Source organism: Piscinibacter defluvii, assembly GCF_004011805.1.
In the GTDB taxonomy this organism is placed as follows: Bacteria; Pseudomonadota; Gammaproteobacteria; order Burkholderiales; family Burkholderiaceae_C; genus Piscinibacter; species Piscinibacter defluvii.
Genome location: NZ_ML137198.1, coordinates 296,152 through 317,257, shown reverse-complemented (window position 1 = coordinate 317,257; position 21,106 = coordinate 296,152). Strand labels below are relative to the sequence as shown.

General features: G+C 73.5%; 16 protein-coding genes. 10 read left to right on the top strand and 6 right to left on the bottom strand.

Annotated elements, in window-relative coordinates; all coding sequences use genetic code 11:
* The 3 genes from D9C15_RS33345 to D9C15_RS06970 form a co-directional block, all read left to right on the top strand.
* On the top strand, positions 1-1,345 hold a 1,345-nt coding region (locus D9C15_RS33345; RefSeq protein WP_164886668.1), incomplete at its 5' end, for a M14 family metallopeptidase.
* Positions 1,342-3,504: a prolyl oligopeptidase family serine peptidase gene (locus tag D9C15_RS06975; RefSeq protein ID WP_127996703.1), complete on the top strand. Its 2,163-nt coding sequence runs from the start codon at positions 1,342-1,344 to the stop codon at positions 3,502-3,504. The genes D9C15_RS33345 and D9C15_RS06975, both read left to right, overlap by 4 nt.
* A gap of 133 nt (positions 3,505-3,637) precedes the next feature.
* Positions 3,638-4,915, top strand: coding sequence for a M64 family metallopeptidase (locus D9C15_RS06970; protein WP_127996702.1), 1,278 nt, complete (start codon positions 3,638-3,640; stop codon positions 4,913-4,915).
* A gap of 31 nt (positions 4,916-4,946) precedes the next feature.
* On the opposite strand, the gene D9C15_RS06965 is transcribed toward D9C15_RS06970, so the two are convergent.
* The 3 genes from D9C15_RS06965 to D9C15_RS06955 all read right to left on the bottom strand — a co-directional run bounded on the left by D9C15_RS06965 (position 4,947) and on the right by D9C15_RS06955 (position 10,867).
* Positions 4,947-8,285 carry a beta strand repeat-containing protein gene (locus D9C15_RS06965; protein ID WP_127996701.1) on the bottom strand — a complete coding sequence of 1,113 codons (3,339 nt, stop codon included), beginning with the start codon at positions 8,283-8,285 and terminating at the stop codon, positions 4,947-4,949.
* 234 nt (positions 8,286-8,519) lie between these two features.
* Positions 8,520-9,521 carry a hypothetical protein gene (locus D9C15_RS06960; RefSeq protein WP_127996700.1) on the bottom strand — a complete coding sequence of 334 codons (1,002 nt, stop codon included), beginning with the start codon at positions 9,519-9,521 and terminating at the stop codon, positions 8,520-8,522.
* Complete coding sequence (locus D9C15_RS06955; protein ID WP_127996699.1) at positions 9,518-10,867, bottom strand: TAXI family TRAP transporter solute-binding subunit; 1,350 nt, start codon at positions 10,865-10,867, stop codon at positions 9,518-9,520. The genes D9C15_RS06960 and D9C15_RS06955 overlap by 4 nt, the downstream gene beginning before the upstream one ends.
* Positions 10,868-10,949: 82 nt before the next feature.
* Here D9C15_RS06955 and D9C15_RS06950 point away from each other — a divergent pair, with 82 nt between their 5' ends.
* From D9C15_RS06950 to D9C15_RS06930, 5 genes are all read left to right on the top strand, one after another.
* Positions 10,950-11,555 (top strand): sulfite oxidase-like oxidoreductase, encoded by a 606-nt coding sequence (locus D9C15_RS06950; RefSeq protein ID WP_127996698.1) that lies wholly within the window; start codon positions 10,950-10,952, stop codon positions 11,553-11,555.
* The gene (locus D9C15_RS06945; protein ID WP_127996697.1) at positions 11,548-12,288 is read left to right on the top strand and encodes an FAD-binding oxidoreductase; all 741 of its coding nucleotides are present in this window, start codon (positions 11,548-11,550) and stop codon (positions 12,286-12,288) included. Before D9C15_RS06950 ends, D9C15_RS06945 begins: the two co-directional genes overlap by 8 nt.
* Before the next feature lie 116 nt (positions 12,289-12,404).
* Complete coding sequence (locus tag D9C15_RS06940) at positions 12,405-12,851, top strand: acyl-CoA thioesterase (RefSeq protein ID WP_127996696.1); 447 nt, start codon at positions 12,405-12,407, stop codon at positions 12,849-12,851.
* A 27-nt stretch (positions 12,852-12,878) separates the two neighbouring features.
* The gene (locus D9C15_RS06935; RefSeq protein ID WP_127996695.1) at positions 12,879-13,553 is read left to right on the top strand and encodes a response regulator; all 675 of its coding nucleotides are present in this window, start codon (positions 12,879-12,881) and stop codon (positions 13,551-13,553) included.
* Positions 13,550-14,899 (top strand): ATP-binding protein, encoded by a 1,350-nt coding sequence (locus tag D9C15_RS06930; RefSeq protein WP_127996694.1) that lies wholly within the window; start codon positions 13,550-13,552, stop codon positions 14,897-14,899. Before D9C15_RS06935 ends, D9C15_RS06930 begins: the two co-directional genes overlap by 4 nt.
* Here the strand turns inward: D9C15_RS06930 and D9C15_RS06925 are convergent.
* Positions 14,850-16,784 carry a S8 family serine peptidase gene (locus D9C15_RS06925; RefSeq protein ID WP_127996693.1) on the bottom strand — a complete coding sequence of 645 codons (1,935 nt, stop codon included), beginning with the start codon at positions 16,782-16,784 and terminating at the stop codon, positions 14,850-14,852. The genes D9C15_RS06930 and D9C15_RS06925 overlap by 50 nt on opposite strands.
* Before the next feature lie 104 nt (positions 16,785-16,888).
* Between D9C15_RS06925 and D9C15_RS06920 the strand changes: the two genes are divergently transcribed.
* Complete coding sequence (locus tag D9C15_RS06920; protein ID WP_127996692.1) at positions 16,889-18,391, top strand: Do family serine endopeptidase; 1,503 nt, start codon at positions 16,889-16,891, stop codon at positions 18,389-18,391.
* A gap of 314 nt (positions 18,392-18,705) precedes the next feature.
* Here the strand turns inward: D9C15_RS06920 and D9C15_RS06915 are convergent, their stop codons facing one another.
* Together D9C15_RS06915 and D9C15_RS06910 are read right to left on the bottom strand one after the other, a co-directional pair.
* Complete coding sequence (locus D9C15_RS06915) at positions 18,706-19,149, bottom strand: VOC family protein (RefSeq protein WP_127996691.1); 444 nt, start codon at positions 19,147-19,149, stop codon at positions 18,706-18,708.
* On the bottom strand, positions 19,146-20,042 hold the full coding sequence (locus D9C15_RS06910; protein WP_127996690.1) for a helix-turn-helix domain-containing protein: 897 nt from the start codon (positions 20,040-20,042) through the stop codon (positions 19,146-19,148). Before D9C15_RS06910 ends, D9C15_RS06915 begins: the two co-directional genes overlap by 4 nt.
* Before the next feature lie 29 nt (positions 20,043-20,071).
* Between D9C15_RS06910 and D9C15_RS06905 the strand changes: the two genes are divergently transcribed.
* The gene (locus D9C15_RS06905; protein WP_127996689.1) at positions 20,072-21,031 is read left to right on the top strand and encodes an eCIS core domain-containing protein; all 960 of its coding nucleotides are present in this window, start codon (positions 20,072-20,074) and stop codon (positions 21,029-21,031) included.
* Positions 21,032-21,106 lie beyond the last annotated feature (75 nt).

Here is a 21,106-nt window from a genome sequence, read left to right as displayed (position 1 = left end):
GCATGTCCACCGAGGAGCCGTCACCGGTCACGGTTCAACAGCGAGCGGGACATCGCCGCCGGAGGCCTTCGGCTTTCGCGGCAACGCGCGCCACCTCGACCTGAACCGCGACTTCGTCAAGGCCGCGAGCCGCAACGCCTGGGCCTTCAGCCGCTTCTTCACGGCCTGGGATCCCGACGTGATGGTGGACACGCACACCAGCAACGGCGCCGACTACCAGCACGTGGTGACGCTGATCCCGACCCAGCCCGACAAGCTCGGCGGCGCCACCGGGGCGCTGCTGCGCGAACGCATGCTGCCGGCGCTCTACGCCGCGATGGCCGCACGCGGCGAGCCGATGTGCCCGTATGTCAACACCGTGAAGGACACGCCGGAGGAGGGCATCGCCGACTTCCTCGACACGCCGCGCTTTTCCACCGGCTACGCGGCGCTGCACCACTGCATCGGCTTCATGCCCGAGACGCACATGCTCAAGACCTTCGCGCAGCGCTACCACGGCACGCGCGCGCTGGTCGACAGCGCACTCGCGTTCACCGTGGCGCACGGTGGCGAGATCCGCGCAGCCCGCGCGCGCGACCGCGCCGCGGTGGCCTCGGCGCCGGCCTGGCCGCTGCAGTGGGCGCTGGACGAGACGCAGGCCTCGCGCTTCCGCTTCCGCGGCTACCGCGCGCAGCGGCTGCCGAGTGCGCTCGGCCCCTGGACGCGCCTGCGCTACGACCGCCGCCAGCCGTTCGAGGAAGACATCCCCTACCACGACCGCTACCGCGCCACGGCCCAGGTGGTGCCGCCGCGTGCCTACCTGCTGCCACAGGCCTGGCCCGAGGTGGCGGCGCGGCTGCGGCTGAACGGGGTCGAACTGCAGCCGCTGGCGGCCGACCGCCGCATCGCCGTCGAGGCCTGGCGCGTGCTGGCGCACGAGAAGGCGCCGCGCCCCTTCGAGGGCGAGCACCTGCACGGGCGCCTCGAGCTGCAGGCCGAGCCGCTCGACTACCCCGCGCGTGCCGGCGACTGGGTCGTGCCGCTCGGCCGCCCGACCGACCGCTACGTGATCGAGACGCTCGAACCGCAGGGCGCCGACAGCTTCTTCCGCTGGGGCTTCTTCGACGCGGTGCTGGACCGCAAGGAGACCTACAGCGACTACCTGTTCGAGGACGAGGCGCTGCGCGTGCTCGAGGCCGAGCCGGCCACGCGCGCCGCGTTCGAGGCCTGGAAGCAGGCGAACCCGTCGCTGGCCACCGACGCCACCGCGGTGCTCGACTTCATCCACCGCCATTGCGCGCGTTACGCCGAGCCGGCCTGGCGCCGCGTGCCCGTCTACCGCATCACCCACTCCATTGCCGCATGACCCGCCCCGTCCGCCTGGAAGACTTCGCCCCGCTCAGCTCGGCGGCCACGCCGGCCGTGCAGTCCGCTGCCTTCAGCCCGGACGGCCGCTGGCTCGCCTGGCTGCAGCCGCGCGAGGGCACGCCCGACCTGCTCGACCTGCACCTGATGGAGCGCGAGAGCGGCGCACGCCTGGTGGCGCTCGAAGGTGCGCCGCTCGAGCGACCGCTGCCGCTGGACGAGGAACTCGCGCGCGAGCGGGCGCGTCAGCGTTACCACGGCGTCACGCAGTTCCGCTGGTTGCGCGACGGCCGCACGATCCTGTCGCTGCAGGGCCGGCGCATGGTCTGCTTCGACCTGCACACGCGCAGCACCCGCAGCGTCCAGCACGCCGACTACATCGCCGCCGCCGAACTCTCGCCGGACGGCCGCACGCTGGTGTTCGCCAGTGCCGCGCAGCTGTGGGCGCTGCCGATGGACGGCTGGCCGGCGGTCGCCGCCCGCGCGCTCACCGACGACGGCAGCGAGACGCTCTCGCACGGCGTGCCCGACCAGATCACCGCCGAGGAGGTGTTCGGCGGCAGTGCCTACACCTGGCTGCCCGATGGCTCGCGCCTGCTGGTGGCGAGCTTCCACACGGCGCAGGTCGAGCCGGTGGTCGTCACCGACGGCGGGCAGACGCGCCACGAGCGCGCGCGCTACAGCTTTCCCGGCGGGCCGGTGGCGACCTGGTCGCTCGCGCTGCTCGACCCGGCCAACGGGCTGCGCGAGGAACTGCTCGCGCCCGACCCGGCCTGGCCCTACTTCCTCGGCCTCGTGCCGCGCGGCGAGGACGAGATCGTCGTGCAGCGCCTGAGCCGCGACCAGACCAGCCTGCAGCTGCTGCGCCTGCACTGGCGCGAGCGCCGCCTCACGACACTGCTCGAGCAGGCCCAGCAGCCCTGGATCAACGCGCTCGGCCGGCCGCTGTTCCGCGCCGCGGACGGCAGCTTCTTCCTGCTGCACGAGCGCGAGGGCGTGGCGCGCATCGGCCTGTACGACGCCCACGGCGCCTGGCAGCGCGACATCGGTGCCGAGGCCGGCCATGTCGAGAGCCTGGCCGGGCCCGACGCCGCCGGCGACGGCCTCTACTTCATCGCCACCGGCGCCGATGCGCGCGAGCGCCACCTGTTCCACGCGGCGCCGGCCGGCGGCTGGGCCGGCGTGCAGGTGACGCGCGAGGCAGGCCTCCATGCCGTCTCGCTGGCGCCCGGCGCGCAGGCCTGGCTGCATGTGCTCGACACGCCCGAGCAGGCGCCGCGGGTGCAGCTCGAGACGCTCGACGGGAGCGTCGAACACGCCTTCGTGCCGCCGGCGCCGCGCGAGTACGAGCGCGACGTGGTCGTGCCGCGTTTCGTCGACCTGCTCGCGGCCGACGGCCGCACGCCGCTGCACGCGGCGATCTACGAGCCGACGGTGCCCTGGCCGGGCGATGGCCGGCGCCCGGTGCTGCTGCTGGTCTACGGCGGCCCGCACGTGCAGGTGGTGCGGCGCTCGCGCGCGCTCACGCTCGACCTGCGCGCCCAGCTCTTCGCGCAGCGCGGCTGGCTGGTGTTCAAGGTCGACAACCGCGGCACCAGCGGGCGCGGCATCGTGTTCGAGAAGCCGCTGTACGGCCGGCTCGGGCAGGTGGAGGTGGAGGACCAGGTGGCCGCGCTGCAGCAGCTGCTGGCGCTGTACCCGGAGGCCGACCCGGCGCGTGTGGGCGTGTGCGGCTGGAGCTACGGCGGCTACATGTCGCTGCGCTGCCTGCAGCTGCGCCCCGATCTCTTCGCCGCCGCCGCGGCCGGCGCGCCGGTGGTGCGCTGGGAGGACTACGACGCGCCCTACACCGAGCGCTACATGGGCTCGCCGGTGGCCACGCCGGCCTTCCCGCGCGCCAACGTCGAGGGCTACCGCGCCGGCCGGGCCGCACCGCGGCCGGACGGCCGGCGCCAGCGCCTGCTGCTGATCCACGGCATGAACGACGAGAACGTGCTGCTGCGCCACAGCGCCGCGCTGATGGAGCAGCTCGCCGAGCAGCAGCTGCCCTACGAGACCCTGCTGCTGCCGGGCGAGCGCCACGGCGTGCGCGCGCCGGCGCAGCGCATGTACCTGGAGGCGCGCATCCTCGAGTTCTTCGAGCGCACGCTGATGAAATGAAGCCCCCAAGCTCGCTGTCGCTCGCTACCCCCCGAGGGGGCCGCCCGCCGGCGGCCCGGCAGAGCCGGTTCCGCGGCGGGAAGCTTGATCGGGCCCTCGTTCTTGCCGCGCCGCGGCGCCGCGGACAACCGGCATGAGCGCAGCGGTCCGCATCGATTTCGTTCATCGAGCGACGCCGCGCAGCGAGCGCTACGAGATCACCAGCTGGGCCGCCAGCGCCGCGGCCGATCCGCATGTGCGCGGGCGGCTCGACGAGCGTGGCGGCTACCGCTGGTCGCTGCGCGACGCGCAGGGCCGCGTGATCGCCAGCCGCGGCTACTCGACCCTGCTGGAGGAGTGGCAGTCCACCGTGGTCGGGCAGGACGAGACGGTGACCGGCGAGTTCCGCGAGACGCATGTCGTGCCAATGGTGCCCGGTGCGACGCTGCGCCTCGAGCGGCGCGGCGAGCGCGATGGGTTCGAGACGCTGCTCGAGCAGCGCCTGCCCGACGCGGCCACGCTGCCGCCCGCGCCCGAGCCGACAGCGCGCACGCTGCGCTGGCTGCACGGGGAGCGCTCGCTGCGGCCGATCCTGTTCGTCTCCGAGGGCTACGCGGCCGGGGAAGGCGAGGCCTTCTTCGCGCGTGCCCAGCACGCCTGCGGCCTGCTGCTGGCGGCCAGCCCGTTCGCCGAGCAGCGCGAGCGGCTCGCGGTGGCGGCGCTGCACGTGCCGAGTGCGGCCAGCGGCATCCCCGCGGTGCCGGGCGAGGCGGTGGCCGGCACCGCCTTCGGCACGCACTACGGCACCTTCGGCATGGCGCGCTACATGGTGGCCGAGGACCTGCACGCGCTGCACCGCGCGGTGGACGGCATCGGCCATGTCACGCTGGTGATCCTCGCCAACTCCACGGTCTACGGCGGCAGCGGCATCTTCAATTCGAACGCGACGCTCGGCGCGCACATGGACGAGGCCGACTTCGCCTACGTGCTGCTGCACGAGCTGGGCCACTCGCTCGGCGGGCTGGGCGACGAGTACTTCGGCAAGGAGATCACCTACGCGACCGACCTCGCGTCGGCCGGGCTGCCGTGGGAGCCGAACGTCTCGTTGCTCGATGCGCAGGGCCGGCCGCGCTGGGCCGCGCAGCTCGACCCCGGCCTCGTGCTGCCGACACCCTGGCAGCACGAGGCCTTCCTGGCGATCATGGCCGCCGGCACGCCGGCCGCCGAACAGCGCGAGCAGGTGGCCGCGCTGCTGGCCGCCGAGCCGCTGCGCGGACGCGTCGGCGCGTTCGAAGGCGCACGCTACCTGGCACGCGGCCTGTACCGGCCGGAGGTCGACTGCCGCATGTTCAGCAAGACCGCGACGCGCTTCTGCGCGGTGTGCCAGCGCGCGATGGTGGAGGTGCTGGACGAGGTGGTGGGGGCGGGCTGAGCGGCGTCGGCGCGGCTGGCCGGGTGATCGGTCAGACCACCCAGATGTCTGCCGCGGTCAGCACCGGCATGCCGCTCAGCGTCGCCACCAGCTGCCTGGCACCGGTGCCATTGCCATTGGCGTCGTAGAACAGCTGGCCGCTGTCGGTGTCGTAGAGCACGTGGTCGTTGGCATCCAGCGCCGTGCCGGTCAGGTTGGCGCGGAAGTTCGCCGCGTCCAGCGCTCCGGCAACTGTCAGCTTGCCGAACACCGCGTTCTCGAGCTTGATGCGGTCGTCGGCCGCGTTGAAGTCGGCGATCCGGTCGGCGTTCGACGCGCCGGGCAGGCTCGTGAAGCGGAAGGTGTCCAGGCCGGCGCCGCCGGTGAGCGAGTCGCTCCCGTCGCCGCCGGTGAGCACGTCGTTGCCGCTGCCCCCGTTGAGCGTGTCGTTGCCTGCGGCGCCGTTGAGCGTGTCGTTGTTGCCGCCGCCGGCGAGCACGTTCGCCCCGGTGTTGCCGGTGATCAGGTTGGCCAGCGCGTTGCCGGTGCCGTTGATGTCGTCGGCGCCCGTCAGCGACAGGATCTCGAGGAAGTCGCCCAGCCTGTAGGTCACGCTGGCGCGCACCTCGTCGGTCCCGCCCGCGGGCTCGACGAGCGGGTTCTGGGACAGGAACACGTCCGACTGCCCGTTCGTGTCGCCGGCAACGAGATTGGACGCGAAGCTGTAGAACACGACGGCGCTGCCGTCCCCGGACAGCGAATACCCCATGCTGAGATCGCCGGTCTTGACCCCGGTCGCGGGTGCCGAGATCAGGGCCGTCTCGCCCGTCTGCAGATCCTTGACGAACACGTCGAAGGCGGAATCCGTATCCCCTGGCGCCAGATTGGTGGCGATGCTGTCGAACAGCACGAACCTGCCGTCGGCAGAGATGCCGCAACCATTGCTCCCGCTGTTCGCCTGGGCACCGCCGGACGCGGTGGACACCCGCGTCGTCACGCCGGTCAACAGGTCCTTCACGAACACGTCGACGTCGTGGTTCGTGTCGCCGGCGACCAGGTTGTCCGCCACGCTGTTGAAGACCACGAAGCGGCCGTCGGCCGACACGCCGCCCAGCGTGCTGCCGTTGAGCTGGAAGTAGTCCGGGTTCTCCAGCAGGCTGGCCGGCGTGCCGTCCGATGCCGAGGACACCAGCACGATGTCGCCGGTCAGGAGATCCTTGCGGAACAGGTCCGGTCCGTCGTTGTCGTCGCCGGCGACGAGGTTGGTGGCGTCGCTGCGGAACACCACGTAGCGCCCGCTCGCAGAGATGACCGACTCGCGGCTCGCGCCGTTGCCCGCCGTGCCGTCCGAGGTGGCCGACACCAGGGTCGTCGCGCCGGTCCGCAGGTCCTTGACGAAGATGTCCGCGAAGGGCTCACCGTCCGTGCCGGACAGGTTGCCGGCGTTGCTCGAGTAGACGACGAACCGGCCGTTCGCGGAGATGTCGGGGTTTCCGCTCCAGGCGTCGCCCTGCGCGCCGTTCGAGGCGGTGGACGCCCGCGTCACGGTCCCGGTGAGCAGGTCCTTGACGAAGACATCGCCCGATGCGTTCGTGTCGCCCGGCACGAGGTTGTTCGCATCGCTTTCGAACACGACATAGCGGCCGTCCGCCGACGGGTTGGGAAGGAAGCTTCTGCCGTTGGCCGGCGTTCCATCCGCGCTGGCGGACACCCGCACCACCCCCCCGGACTCGAGATCCTTCAGGTAGATCTGCTGACTGAAGGTCGGGGCTCCCGCCACGAGGTTGGTGGCGTAGCTCTCGAAGACGACGCCGTTCCCGCTGTCGGCCATGACGCCGAAGCTGCTGCCACTGTTGGCCTGGATCCCGCCGGACGACGCGGAGACCAGCTCGGTCGAGAGCGCGGTTTCGGTCACCACGTCGCCGGGAGTGTCCACGACGTAGACATCGTCACCGCTGCCGCCCACCAGGCTGTCGCGCCCCGTGCCACCGTCGAGGACGTCGTTTCCCGCCCCGCCTCTGAGCACGTTGTTCCCCGTGTTGCCGACCACCAGGTTGTCGAGCCAGTTGCCGGAGCCGCCGATGCTGCCCGTCCCGGTGAGCGTGAGGCGTTCCACGTTCGCGGGGAGCCGGTAGCTCACCGACGACTGCACCGTGTCGATGCCGGCATCCGCCCCCTCGTTCACCACGTCGCCGGTCGCGTCGCGGACATAGGTGTCGTTGCCGGCCCCGCCGGCCATGGTGTCGCTGCCCGCGCCGCCGTCGAGCAGGTTGCGGCCGGCGTTGCCGGTCAGGGTGTTGGCGAGTGCGTTGCCCGTGCCGTCGACGGCGGCCGATCCGGTGAGGACCAGCTTCTCCACGTTCGCGGACAGCGTGTACGTCACCGAGGACTGCACCGTGTCGATGCCCGCGTTCGCTCCCTCGGTGACCACGTCGCCTGCCGCATTGCGGACATAGGTGTCGTTGCCGGCGCCCCCGGCCAGGGTGTCGTTGCCCGTGCCGCCGTTGAGCACGTTGTCGCCGCTGTTGCCGGTCAGGGTGTTGTCGAGCGCGTTGCCCGTGCCATCGATGGCTTGCGCGCCGGTGAGCAGCAGTTTCTCCACGTTCGCCGGCAGCGTGCAGCTCACCGCCGACCGCACCAGGTCGATGCCCGCGTTGAACCCCTCCGTCACCACGTCGCCGATCGTGTTGCGGACATAGGTGTCGTTGCCGGCGCCCCCGGCCAGGATGTCGTTGCCGAGGCCGCCGTTCAGGAGGTTGTCGGCCGCATTGCCGGTCAGCCGGTCGGCGAGCGGGCTGCCCGTCAGGTTCTCGATCGAGACCAGGGTGTCGGTGCCGGCGCCGACGGTGTTCTGGGCGGTGACCACGCCCAGGTTGACCGTCACTCCCGCCGCCGCGTCGGCGTAGGAGGCGGTGTCGAGGCCGAGCCCCCCGCTGAGGGTGTCGTTGCCCTGGTCTCCCCGCAGCGTGTCGTTGCCGCCGTTCCCGTTCAGCAGGTCGTTGCCCGCGTAGCCGCGCAGGTTGTCGCCACCGTTCCCGCCCGACACGACGTCCGGGCCACCGAGGATCAGTGCGTTCAGCGCCTCGTCGTTCGCGGACTCGAAGACCTGCCGGACGGTCAGGGAAAGGCCTCCCCATTCCAGCAGCAGCGCCCCGGACGAGGTTCGCTGGACGAGCCCGGTCACGCGGCTGTTCAGCAGCGCCTCCTCGGTGGAGAAGTCGAACGAGCCGAACGCGGCGATCGTGCTGCCCGACGCCGGGTCGCGCGCCCGGAATTCGGTCGCCGTGAGGGACACCAGCTCGAAGGTCGAACCGGGATAGAACCTGCCGTACCCGAAGTAGCCGGGATCGGACATGTCGGCCGGGAAGTTCCCGAAGGTGAGCGTCGTCATGCGTCATGTTCCCTTGTTCGGACCCCTGCGTCACGCCCACCGATGGGGGCGCCTCCAGGCACCAGCTCGGCGTGGCCACCCTGCGCGAACGGGCACCGCCGGGGACGTCGGTGGTCAGCCCGATCGACGCCGGCATGGTCTTGCCTGATGCCGACGAGGATAGCGGTTCGAATCGGATCGAGCGTCCTCGTGCTGCGCGCGTTGAGCTGGATCAGCCAGCCGCCGCGCCGCGCCTCAGCGCGACTGGAAACGCTTGAGCGACTCGATCTCCGCACGCACGCGTGCCAGCTCCTCGCGCACCGCGTGCAGCTCGGCCGCGAAGGCCTGCTGCTCCCGGGCCGACAGGCTCGTGCCGGGCGTCTCCTGCCGGTGGCCGGCCACCAGGTCCGCGCGCAGCTGCCGCACCTCGGCGTCGCAGAACTCCACGGCCGCGTGCAGCACGTTGAAGACGTCGACCGCGTTGTCGACCATCGCCTCCCCATAGCGTCGCCCCTCGGCGCGCCGGCCGGCATCGAAGTACGGGCTGCGCTCGTCGATGCAGCCGGCGAGCACGCGCTCGACGATCGCTTCCTGGCTCTGACCGATGCGCAGTCGGTCGAACAGCAGCGACGCCGCCTCGTGCAGGGCCGCGGCGATGTCGCGGCGCCACAGCGGGTTCAGCAGCCGCGAGGGGTCGTCGTACAGCCGCCGCTGGTAGACGTTCAGGCGATGGAAGGCGAGCGCGAAGCGCGTCTCCAGGTCGGCACGCAGCACGATGCCGTCGGCCGGGACGATCAGCAGGTGCAGCACCTCGTGCAGCAGCGTGTAGCTCGACGCGGTGTCGCGGATCAGCACGGTGGCGCGCTCCAGTCCGCAGCAGGTGCCGGCGGGCAGGGACCGGCCCTCGTAGCTGTCGCGGAACCCGGCCTGCTGCAGCAGCTGCTCGTGGGCCACCGGCAGCTCGGCCAGCAGGGGGTTGGCGGGCCGGGCGGGGTGCGCGCTCGGCACCCGCAGCACGTCGATCCGCAGGCCAGCGATCAGCGCCAGCAGTTCCTGCGGTTGCGCCCGCGCCAGCGCGTTCACGCTGCCCATGTCGACCTGCTGCGCGAACGGGACGCGCACACAGCCGTCGTCCGGCGGCACCGCCGGGCGCGCCGCGCCGGCGCCGACCAGGCCGCCGGCGAGCAGCAGCCCGCGCAGCAGCGCCGCCGCCCGCCGCGCGCCGGCCCGCAAGGCCATCGGAGCGGCGGACGTCACGCGCCGGCCGCCTCGCGCACCCGCCGCCGCACCATGCCGATGTGGCTGCGCAGCGAGTACAGCTCGTCGGCGTAACTCAGCGGCACGGTCACGCGGCCGGCGCGCTGCTCGATGTCGTCGAGCTGCTCGAGCAGCTCGGCCCCGCTCTTCTCGCCGATCGACTCCTCCACGCGGCGCAGCTGGCCGTACCAGCGGAAGATGCGCGAGCGCACCCGGAACTGGTACAGCGGCGGCACGATGCGCGACAGCGGGATCAGGATCGCGATGATCGACACCAGCACCACCCACATGCGGTCGATCAGGTTGGCCAGCCAGAACGGCAGGTAGCGCTGCAGCAGCGGCGGGCCGTTGCGGTAGAAGCGCTCGGCCTCCGGCGCCAGCGCTCGCTCGGTGTTCTCCACCGAGGGGAAGCTGCCCTTGCGCTGGAACCAGCCTGGCCCGCCGTGGATACTGCGCGCGGCCTGAACGAACAGCTGGATCAGCGCCGGGTGCACACCCTCGCGCGCCACCAGCGTGGCGGTGGGCGCGACGAGGCGGATCGGCGCCGGCGGCCGGTCGGCCGCGAGGTCGACCACGCCGCGCGGCAGCACCACGTTGCTCAGGAAGGGAAAGCGCCGCGTGTAGGCCTCGGCCTGCGGAAAGTCCATCAGCCGGATGCCGGGCGTCTGCAGCAGCAGCTGCACCAGCGGCGCCTCGGGCGCGGAGGCGAAGGCCAGCGCGTCGATCTCGCCCTCGAGCAGCGCCACCACCGCCGGCGTGGAGGGCTTCTCGGTCAGCGTCAGCGCGCCGGGCTCGAGGTGGTTGGCGTCGAGCAGCCGGCGCATCAGGTTGGGCACCCCGCTGCCCGGCGAGCCGATGTTCAGGGTCCAGCCCTTCAGCTCGGGCAGCATCGCCAGCGCCGGCTTGCCGAGCTTCTGCTGCGCCGCCTCCTCGCGGTAGAACAGCCACAGCGGCTCGTGGAACAGGCTGCCGAGCGACTCCAGCCCGGCGTTGGCCGCCTCGGCGTCGGCGGCGCTGGCATGCTCGACGTCGGCGCCGCCCTGCACGAAGGCGAGGTCGACGCCGGAGTCCGGGTCGCGCAGCAGCTGCAGGTTCTCGGCCGCGCCCTGCGTGGCGCGCAGCACCACCTCGATGCCGTGCTCGCGCAGCTGCGCGGCGTAGCGCTTGCCGAACTCGGCATACGCCCCCTGTTCGGCGCCGGTGGCCAGCACCACCTTCTTCGGCGGGTTGGGCTGCAGGATCACGTAGGCCAGCACCAGCAGCACCAGTGCCAGCAGCACGAAGGGGCCGGCCGTGATGGCCAGGTCGCGGATCGACAGCAGCGTGTGGCGTAAGGCTTGGGGCATGGCGGCAGACCGAGGCAGGACGTGCGAGCATCGCACAGCTGGCTCGGCGCTTGCATCGAGCCGTGTCCCGACCGGAGAACGCATGAGCACACGTGGATTCGGTGGCCGCCGGCCCGCCGCGGCACAGGCCGGACGCATCCCGCCCGGCCAGTCGCTGACGGAGGACTTCCCGGTGCTCAGCGCCGGCCCCACGCCGCGTGTCGACCTGGCTGCATGGCGCTTTGCGCTCAGGCTCGGCCCGCGCACGCTGCAGGCCTGGACCTGGGACGAGTTCCAGGCCCTGCCGCAGACGACGCGGGTGGTCGACATCCACTGCGTCACCACCTGGTCCAAGCTCGACACCGAGTGGCAGGGCGTGCTGGTCGACGACCTGCTGGCCGCCGCCGGCCTCGGCGCACCCACGCCCTGGGTGCTGGCGCATTCGGCCGACGGCTACAGCACCAACGTGCCGGCGGCCGACCTGACCGGCGGCCGCGCGATGATCGCCACCCACTTCGGCGGCCTCCCGCTGACGCCGGACCACGGCGGCCCGGCGCGGCTGCTGGTGCCGCAGCTGTACTTCTGGAAGTCGGCCAAGTGGGTGACCGCGCTGCAGTTCACCGCGCGCGACGAGGCCGGCTTCTGGGAGCTGCGCGGCTACCACATGCGCGGCGACCCGTTCCTCGAGCAGCGCTACGGCGGTGACTGAGCCGCTGCGCTGGAGCCCGGCGCGCATCACCGCGCTCGAGCGCCTGACGCCGCGCCTGCTGCGCGTGGAGCTCGCGCCCGCGGCCTGGCAGCGCCCGCGCGCCGGCCAGCATGTGGACCTGCGGCTCACCGCCGCCGACGGCTACCAGGCGCAGCGCAGCTACTCGCTGCTCTCGCCGCCGGAGTGCGAAGGGCGCATCGAACTGGCGATCGAGCGTCTTGCGGACGGCGAGGTCTCGCCCTGGTTCCACGACGTGGCCCAGGCCGGCGACGAGATCGAGCTGCGCGGCCCGCTGGGGGGCCACTTCGTGTGGGACCGCGAGGCCGCGCCGCCCACGCTGCTGGTGGGCGGCGGCTCGGGTCTGGTGCCGCTGCTGGCGATGGTGCGGCACCGCGCCGCCGGCCCGGCCGGTGCGCCGATGGTGCTGGTGGCGGCCGCACGCTGCGCGGCCGAGGTGCCGCTGCGCGACGAGCTGCTGGCCGAGGAGGCGGCCGGGCGCGGCTTCACGCTGCACCAGGCGCTGTCGCGCGAGGCCAGCGTGGCGCGCGCGCAGGACCGCGTCGGGCGGCCCGACGCGGCCTTCCTCGCCGAGGCGCTGCGTCCGCTCGGCCCGCCGGGCGGCGTGCGGGCCTACGTCTGCGGCCGCCATGCGTTCGTCGAAGCGATCGCCGGGCACCTGCAGTTGCTCGGCGTGCCGGCGGCGCGCATCCGCACCGAGCGCTTCGGAGCCTGAGAGCCTGAGACCGGGGCCCGCGTTTCAGCGGAAACCCGGCGGCCGGGCGCCGCAACGCGCGTGCAACCGCGGCGCGGCCGAATGGGGCGTCCCCCGAACGCGCCGCAGGAGCCACGATGCCCCCGACCCCGCCCCCGACCCACGAGCCGCCGATCACCTACCGCGGCACCGTCTACCCCTGGCACTGCGACCACATGGGCCACATGAACGTGATGTGGTACGTGGGCAAGTTCGACGAGGCGACCTGGCAGCTGTTCCGCCTGCTCGGCCTCACGCCCGCGCGGCTGCGCGAGGCCGGGCGCGGCATGGCCGCGGTGGAGCAGCAGATCACCTATGCCCGCGAGCTGATGGCCGGCGCCACCGTCTCGATTCGCAGCACGCTGCGCGAGGTGCACGCGAAGCGCCTGGTGTTCGTGCACGAGATGGTGGACGACGAGGCCGGCCACGTCGCCGCGCGCACGGCGCTGGTGGCCGTGCACCTCGACACCCGGGCGCGCCGCGCCTGCGTGCTGCCCGAGGACGTGATCGCCGCGGCGCGCGCCTTGTTGCCGACGGCCTGCTGAGGCGGCCGGGGCCGCTATCCTCCCCCCATGCGCCTGCTCCTCGTCGAAGACGACCGCATGATCGGCGACAGCCTGCGCGCCGCGCTGCGCCTGGAGGGCCATGCGGTCGACTGGGTGCGCGATGCACGCGCCGCGCAGGCCACGCTGGCCAGCGAGCGCTTCGACCTGGTGCTGCTCGACCTCGGCCTGCCCGAAGGCGACGGGCTGGACGTGCTGCGGGCCCTGCGCGCACAGCGCAACGACACGCCCGTGATCGTGCTGACCGCACGCGACGGCACCGGCGACCGCGTCGCCGGGCTCGATGCCGGCGCCGACGACTACCTCGTCAAGCCCTTCGAGTTCGACGAGCTGCTGGCGCGCATGCGCGCGGTGCTGCGCCGCCACGGCGGCCGCGCCGAGCCGCTGCTGCGCTGCGGCGACGTGACGCTCGACCCGGCCACGCGCCAGGTCAGCAAGGCCGGCGTGCCGGTGCTGCTGTCGGCGCGCGAGTTCGCGGTGCTCGAGGCGCTGATGCAGCGCCCCGGCGCGCTGCTCTCGCGCGCCCAGCTGGAAGACCGGCTGTACGGCTGGGGCGAGGAGATCGAGAGCAACGCGGTCTCGGTCTACATCCACCAGCTGCGCCGCAAGCTCGGGGCGGAGTTCATCGGCAACATGCGCGGGGTCGGCTACTACGTCGGCGCGCCCGGCGGCGGCGCGGCGTGAGTTCGCTGAAGAACCGGCTGCTGGTCGCGCTGCTCGGCCTGCTGCTCGGCGCGGCGGCGGTGTTCGGCCTCGCCACCTACCGCAGCGTGCTGGCCGAGACCGAGGCGCTGTTCGACTACCAGCTGCGCCAGATGGCGCTGTCGCTGCGCGACCAGGGCGAGATCGCACCCGACCAGGCGCAGGCGCTGGCCGACGAGCAGCTCGACTTCGTCGTGCAGATCTGGACCGAGGACGGCCGCAGCATCTACGCCTCGCGCCTGCACCCCGAGCTGCCGGCGCGTGCGCTGCTCGGCTTCGCCGACGTGCAGGCCGGCGGGCAGACCTGGCGCACCTTCGGCGTGGCCACGCGCGCGCGTGTGATCCAGGTGGCGCAGCCGCGCCCGGTGCGCCAGCGCCTGGCCGCCGGCACCGCGCTGCGCAGCGTGCTGCCGCTGCTGGTGGTGGCGCCGCTGTTCGTGCTGCTGGGCGGCTGGATCGTCGCGCGCACGCTCGCGCCGCTGCGCCGCGTGGCCACCGAGGTGCGCGGGCGCGACGCGCTGGCGCTGGCGCCGCTGCCCGAGGCCGGGCTGCCCGACGAGGTGGCGCCGCTGGTGGCGGCCCTCAACGGCCTGCTCGGGCGGCTCGGCCAGGCGCTGGATGCGCAGCGCGCCTTCGTGGCCGATGCGGCGCACGAGCTGCGCTCGCCGCTGACGGCGCTCAAGCTGCAGCTGCAGATGCTGCGCCGCGCCGCCGACGAACCGGCGCGCCAGGCCGCCACCGAGCAGCTCGCGCAGGGCATCGAGCGCGCCGCGCGGCTGGTGGAGCAACTGCTCGCGCTGGCGCGCAGCGAGCCGGGTGCGGCCGCGGCGCTGGAGTCGCTCGACCTGGCCGAGCTGGCGCGCCAGGCCCTGGCCGACCTGCTGCCGCTGGCGGCCGCGCGCGGCAGCACGCTCGAGCTGCAGGCCGACGCGCCGGTGCCGCTGCAGGGCGAACGTGCCGGCCTCACGGCGCTGGTGCGCAACCTGGCCGACAACGCGCTGCGCCACAGCCCGCCCGGCGGCCGGGTCGAGCTGCGCGTGGGGCACGAGGGCGGCGCCGCGCAGCTCGTCGTCGACGACAGCGGGCCGGGCATCCCGCCGGCCGAGCGCGACAAGGTGTTCGACCGTTTCGTGCGCCGTGCCGGGCAGGAGGAGCCGGGCAGCGGGCTCGGCCTGGCGATCGTGCGCGCGGTGGCGCAGCGGCATGGCGCCGAGGTGACGCTGGGCGAGTCGCCGCTCGGCGGGCTGCGTGTCGCGGTGCACTGGCCGCTCGTGCCGCCTAGCCCGGCGGCGCCTGCACCAGGCCGAGCCCGCGTGCCAGCGGCGTGACACCCGGCGCGAAGACATCGGCGCGTGCCGCCGCCTTCATGCGTGACCACACCTGGGCGGCGTTCGCGGCGCCGGCCTCGCGGCGCAGCATCTCCCACCACAAGGCCGCGGTGCCGGCCGCGACGGCCGACGAGATCGAGGTGCCCGTCATCTCGTCCAGGCCGCCGCCGGGACGGGCCCCCGGCACCCGGCTGCCCGGCGCCGCCACGGTGGCGCCGACGTTGGAGAAGGAGGCCATGGTCAGACCGGCTGCGGCGCCGGCCTCGTCGGCCGCGCCGACGGAGATGACGCCGCGCGCCAGGGCGGTCGGTGCGTTCACGCGCACCTCCTCGCCGGCGCGGTTGTCGTTGCCGGCCGGCGCGAAGATCAGCGCCCCCTTGCCGGAGGCCAGCGCCGCCGTGACGATGCCCTCCGTCGTGCGGTAGGACTGTGCGAAGGTGGCCAGCGTGCGCGAGATCCCCGTGCGCACGCCGCTGCCGTCGCGCGCCTCGCGCTCGATGTCGTCGACCACCTGCAGGCCGAAGCCCAGGCAGACCACGTCGACGCTGCCGCCGTCGTAGGACAGGGCCCAGTCGAGCGCGACCGGCAGGTTCTCCGGGCTCGCGTTGCCGCTCTTGCCGATGTACTTGACCATCACCAGGCGCGTGACGCCCGGTGCGATGCCGATGCGCTGCCCGCCCAGCGGCCGCCCCGCCACGATGCTGGCGAGCATCGTGCCGTGGCCGAGTTCGTCGCCGTCACCCTCGCCGCTGAAATCCTTCTGGATCAGCTCCATGCCGGCGAAGGCCGGGTGCGCCACGTCGATGCCCGAGTCGATGATCGCCACCGTCACGCCGGCACCGGTGTAGGCCTGGCGGTCGGCGCCGACCAGCCGCACGGCCCGGGTCGGCGCGCCCGGCCCGGCCGGCGGCGCGGCGGGCGAGCGTGTCACCCGAGGCGGCGCCTCGGCCGCGCTGCCGCGGCGCCAGGTGGCCTCGTCGCGCGTCAGCTCGCGCAGCCGGGCCAGCTCCCGCTGCTTGTCGGCGAACGCCTTGCGCTCGGCCTCCTGCTGGTCGCGCAGCACCAGCGCACGCCGCTCGGCACGCAGCGCCCACCAGCCCGCACCGGCCGCGCCGAGCGCGAACACGGAGGTCCCGACGATGCCCAGCAGGGTGCGCCGGCCGACGACGCGCACGGCCGACTCGCGCTCGTCCAGCGCGCGGGCGCGCTCCTCCTGCGCGGCGGCCATCTCCTGCAGGCGCTGTCGTTCCTGGTCCTCGTGGCGCTGCGCAGCCGCCTCGCTCTCGGCGATCAGCGCGAGCTGGAGTTCGGTCAGCGGCGGTGCGTCCTTCGGCCGCTCGGCGGCCCAGCGCCGGGCGGCCTCGATGTCGGCGCCGCGCAGCAGCCGGCTCTCGGCCCGGCCGGCGCCGTCCCACTCGGCGGCGCGCGCCATCAGCCGGGTGTGCTCGCGCAGCCAGTCCAGATCGGTGTCGAGCGCCCGCTGCAGGCCGCGCATGGCGCCGATGAACGAACGCGGCCGGCCGTCGTCGTGCGGATCGAAGCGCACGTAGTTCAGGGCGGCGAGCCGCTCGTGCACCGGCAGCTCGCCGGTGCGCTCGACCAGCACCGGGATCAGGCGCTTGCACAGCCGCGCCGCCTCTTCCACCTCCCAGGCGCAGATGTCGGAGCGCGCCGAGTGCGGCGAGAGCAGGAAGACGACCGTGTCCGCGTCGGCGATCAGCGCGCCGAGGCGGCGCCGCCAGTCCTCGCCCTCGATGATCGAGGCGCGGTCGATGCTCACCGCGTAGCCGGCCCACTCGAGCGCGCCGACCAGCTCGTCGGCGAAGGCGGCGTCGGCGCGTGAGTACGACACGAAGACCTTGAGCGTGCGGTCGGTGCTGTTCATGCGGCGCGTCTCCCGTCACCTTAACCTTCGCCTCATCGTCGCCTAACGCAGGCCTCACGGCGCATCCCTATCTTCGTGACATCGAGGAACCCCAAGGAGCGACGATGAAACTGCATCCCCTCACCGGCACCCTGCTGGCCGCCGGCGTGCTGATCACCGGCACGGCCAGCGCGCTCACGCTGAACCCGCTGGAGTGGTGGAAGCCGCGCGGCGCGACCCCCGTGGCGGTGGCCGACAGCACCGCCGCCACCAACGCCGCCGCGCCCGCGCCGGTGCCGCCGATCGCGGCGCAGGGCCGCGTGCCCGACTACCGCACGATCGTGAAGACCTTCGGGCCGGCGGTGGTCGGCATCACGGTGTCGGGCGTGCACCAGGCCTCGCTCGAGGAGCAGGGCCTGCCGCCGGGCGCCGGGAGCGACCCGTTCTTCCAGTTCTTCCGCGGCCTGCCGGGCTTCGAGGGCCGGCTGCGCGGCAACCCGCAGCAGCCCTTCCGCGGCCAGGGCTCGGGGTTCATCGTCAGCAGCGACGGGCTGGTGCTGACCAACGCGCACGTGGTGCGCGAGGCGCGCGAGGTGAACGTCAAGCTGGCCGACCGGCGCGAGTTCTCCGCCAAGGTGCTGGGCAGCGACCCGGTGACCGACGTGGCCGTGCTGCGCATCGCCGCGAAGAACCTGCCCACCGTGCGCCTGGGCGACCCGGCCCGGCTCGAGGTGGGCGACCCGGTGCTCGCGATCGGCGCGCCGTTCGGCTTCGAGCAGAGCGCCACGCAGGGCATCGTCAGCGCCAAGGGGCGCTCGCTGCCGGGCGACGCGGTGGTGCCCTTCATCCAGACCGACGCGGCCGTGAACCCCGGCAACTCCGGCGGTCCGCTGTTCGACGGCAGCGGCAACGTGGTCGGCATCAATGCGCAGATCTACTCGCAGACCGGCGGCTACCAGGGGCTGGCCTTCGCGATCCCGATCGATGTGGCGCTGAAGGTCAAGGACCAGATCGTCGCCACCGGCAAGGCCACCCATGCGCGCCTGGGCGTCAGCGTGCAGGAGCTGAACCAGGCGCTGGCCGAGTCCTTCGGCCTGGCGCGGCCCGACGGTGCGCTGGTGGCCCAGGTGGCCGAGGGCAGCGCGGCGCAGCAGGCCGGCCTGAAGCCGGGCGACGTGATCCTCGAGGTCAACGGCCAGGCGGTGCAGCGCTCCGGCGAGCTCTCGACCCTGATCGGCATGGCCGCACCGGGCGAGCGTGTCGCGCTGAAGGTGTGGCGCGACAAGGCGGCGCGCAGCGTCGACGCCCGGCTCGGCGGCATCGACGAGACCGGGGCGCTGGCCGGCCCTGCTGCGCCGGAGGGCGGCCAGCTCGGCCTGGCGGTGCGCCCGCTGACACGCCAGGAGCGCCGCGAGGCCGGCGTGGAGCAGGGCCTGCTGATCGAGAACGTGGGCGGCGCCGCGGCGCGCGCCGGCGTGGAGCCGGGCGACCTGCTGCTGGCCGTCAACGGCAAGCCGGTGGCGAGCATCGAGCAGGTGCGCAGCCTGCTGGCCGGCAAGCCCAGGAGCGTGGCGCTGCTGGTGCAGCGCGACGGCGACAAGATCTTCGTGCCGGTGACGCTCGGCTGACGAGCTGTGAACCCCGGCCTCTTTCCCCGAAGGAGAACTCCATGAAACAAGGTTCGCTCTCCCGCCCCCTGCAACGCGCCGGCCTCGCGCTGGCGGCGCAGGCGGTGCATGTCAGTTGTCGATGGCGGCTACCGCCACGCTCGCCGCATGAGGCCCCGAGGCCTGACCAAGCTTCCCGCCGCGGAACCGGCTCGGCCGGGCCGCTGGTGGGCCCCCCCTCGGGGGGTAGCGAGCGAAAGCGAGCTCGGGGGCTTCATTTCAGTGAGCACGGCCACGCCAGCGGCGTGTTCGTGTTCCCGGCGCATACCGGCTGATCAGTGGTCGAACAGCGCCGTGTAGCGGCGCTGCATCTCCTCGGGCGACACCTGCTCGATCGCGTGGCCGATCAGCCAGGTGTGGCCGAAGGGGTCGCGCAGGCGGGCGCTGCGCTCGCCGTAGAACTGGTCGGTCGGCGGCATCAGCACGCTGGCGCCGGCCGCCGTCGCGCGGCGCACCAGTGCATCGCAGTCGTCGACGTGCAGGTGCACCGAGGCGCCGATGTCGCGGTCGCCCGGCGGCGCCACCAGGCCGAACTCGGGAAAGGCATCGGACAGCATCAGCACCGCCGGGCCAAGCTGCAGCTCGGCATGCCCGATGCGGCCGGACGGCTCGACGAGGCGAAAGCGCTCCCTCGCGCCGAAGGCCTGCGCGTAGAAGACGATCGCAGCCGCCGTGTCGTGTACGCGCAGGTAGGCGAACACCTCGTGGATGACGGTCATGGGATCCTCGCTCGAATCGGGGCGCCAGTCTGGCCTGCCGCGCCGGCCGTGTCTTGCAGGTTCTTTCGCTCCGGGCGGTGGTGCGGTGCATCGGCCGTGGCCGCCTCGTAGCGCGAGGGCGGCACGCCGGCGAGGCGGCGGAACTCGTTCGTGAAGTGCGCCTGGTCGGCGTAGCCGCAACGCAACGCGAGCTCGGCCAGCGGCGCTGGCGCGGGCGCAGCGAGCACCTCGAGGGCCCGGTTGAAGCGCAGCAGGCGCGCGTAACGCTTGGGCGTCAGCCCGACCGCCGCGTGGAAGCGGGCGGTGAAGCGGGTCGGCCCGAGGCCTGCGAGCGACCGCAGTGACTCGATGCGCGGCAGCTCGGGGCTCGCGTGCAGGGCCGCCAGCACGGTGGAGACGAGGCGGTCCGGCTCGGCCGCGCGGGCGCGCCCCTCGAGGGCCGCGGCCAGCAGGGCCAGGCGGCGCAGCGGTTCGGGCTCGGCGCCCAGGCGCTCGCGCAGCGCGGCCCAGCCGCCGGGAAAGTCTGCCAGCGCGACGCCGCCGTCGCCGGCCTCGCCCGTCTCGCCCGTCTCGCCCGTCTCGCCGGCCGCACCACCGAGCAGCGCCGCCGCGCCGCCGGGCCGGAACTGCACGCCCACCACGTCCGCGGCACCGCCGGTGGCGCGCAGCACCGGCGCATCGGAGGCACCCTGGAACACGCCGCCGCGCAGGCGCAGCACGCGGCCCTTGACGACGCGCAACACCGCCTCGTCGTGCAGGGGGATCACCAGGTCGGCCCGGCCCGAGGGCAGCAGCCACTCGAGCCCGTGCGGCAGGGCCTCGCGGCGCGACGCCCACAGCCGCTCGACGTGACGCGCGAGCGGCCCGCGCGGCAATAGTTGCCAGAACGCCATGCCGCGATCTTGGCCCAGATGCGAAGATCATGGGGATGTTCCGAAGCTTCGTCGCGGCCACGTTGATGGTGCTCGCCCTGGCCGTGCAGGCCGGCGAGCGCAGCACGCTGATCGAGGGCACGGTGGTCGAGTTCGCCGACCTGAGCGACGCACGCGCCGTGCTCGGGGCCGACGACGACTGGCTGCGCGCCACCTCGGCGCTGCAGCGCCAGGTGCTGGTGGGCGCGCGCAGCGATCCGCTGCCCTTCCTGGCCTTCCAGGCGGGACGGGCGATCCCCTGGACCGGGCCGGCACGCGCGCGCTGGCTGGCCGCGCTGAAGTCCATCGCGGTCGGCCTGAACACGCTGCAGCTGCCCTGGCCCGAGCGTGTGCTGCTGGTGGCCACCGATGGGCGCGAAAGCGCCTACCAGCCGCACACGCGCGGCAATGCGGTGATGCTGCCCGGGCGCTTCGAGCAGCAGCAGTTCAGCGACGCCGAGGTGCTGGCGCACGAGCTGTGGCATGTGGTCTCGCGGCACCGGCCGGAGCTGGCGCAGCGCCTGTATGCGCTGATCGGCTACCAGCCGGTGGCCGAGCTCGAATGGCCAGCGGCCTGGGACACGATCCGCCTGGCCAACCCCGACGCGCCACGCAACCGGCATGCGATGCCGCTCACGCTCGACGGCCGGGCGACCTGGGTGATGCCGGTGACCGTGATCGCGCCCGGCGGCCCGCGCGACAGCCTGCTCGACCGCATGGAGCAGCGCCTGCTCGAGGTGGTGCCCGGGGAGGGCGGCCAGCCGACCCGCGCGCGGCTGCGCGACGGCAAGCCGGTCTGGCACGACCCGGAGGAGACCCCTGCCTTCATGCAGCGCCTGGGCGGCAACACCGACTACGTGCTGCACCCGGAGGAGACCATCGCCGACAACGTGATGTTCCTGATCTGCGGTCGCACCGTGCCGAACATCACGCTGCTGGAGAAGATCCGCGACGAGATCCTGCGGCGCTGAGGGGCTGGCGACCATGCCCGGCCGTCGGCGCGACGGGCCGAGGCCCGGTGATGCAGCGGGTGTGGTCCCTGGTCG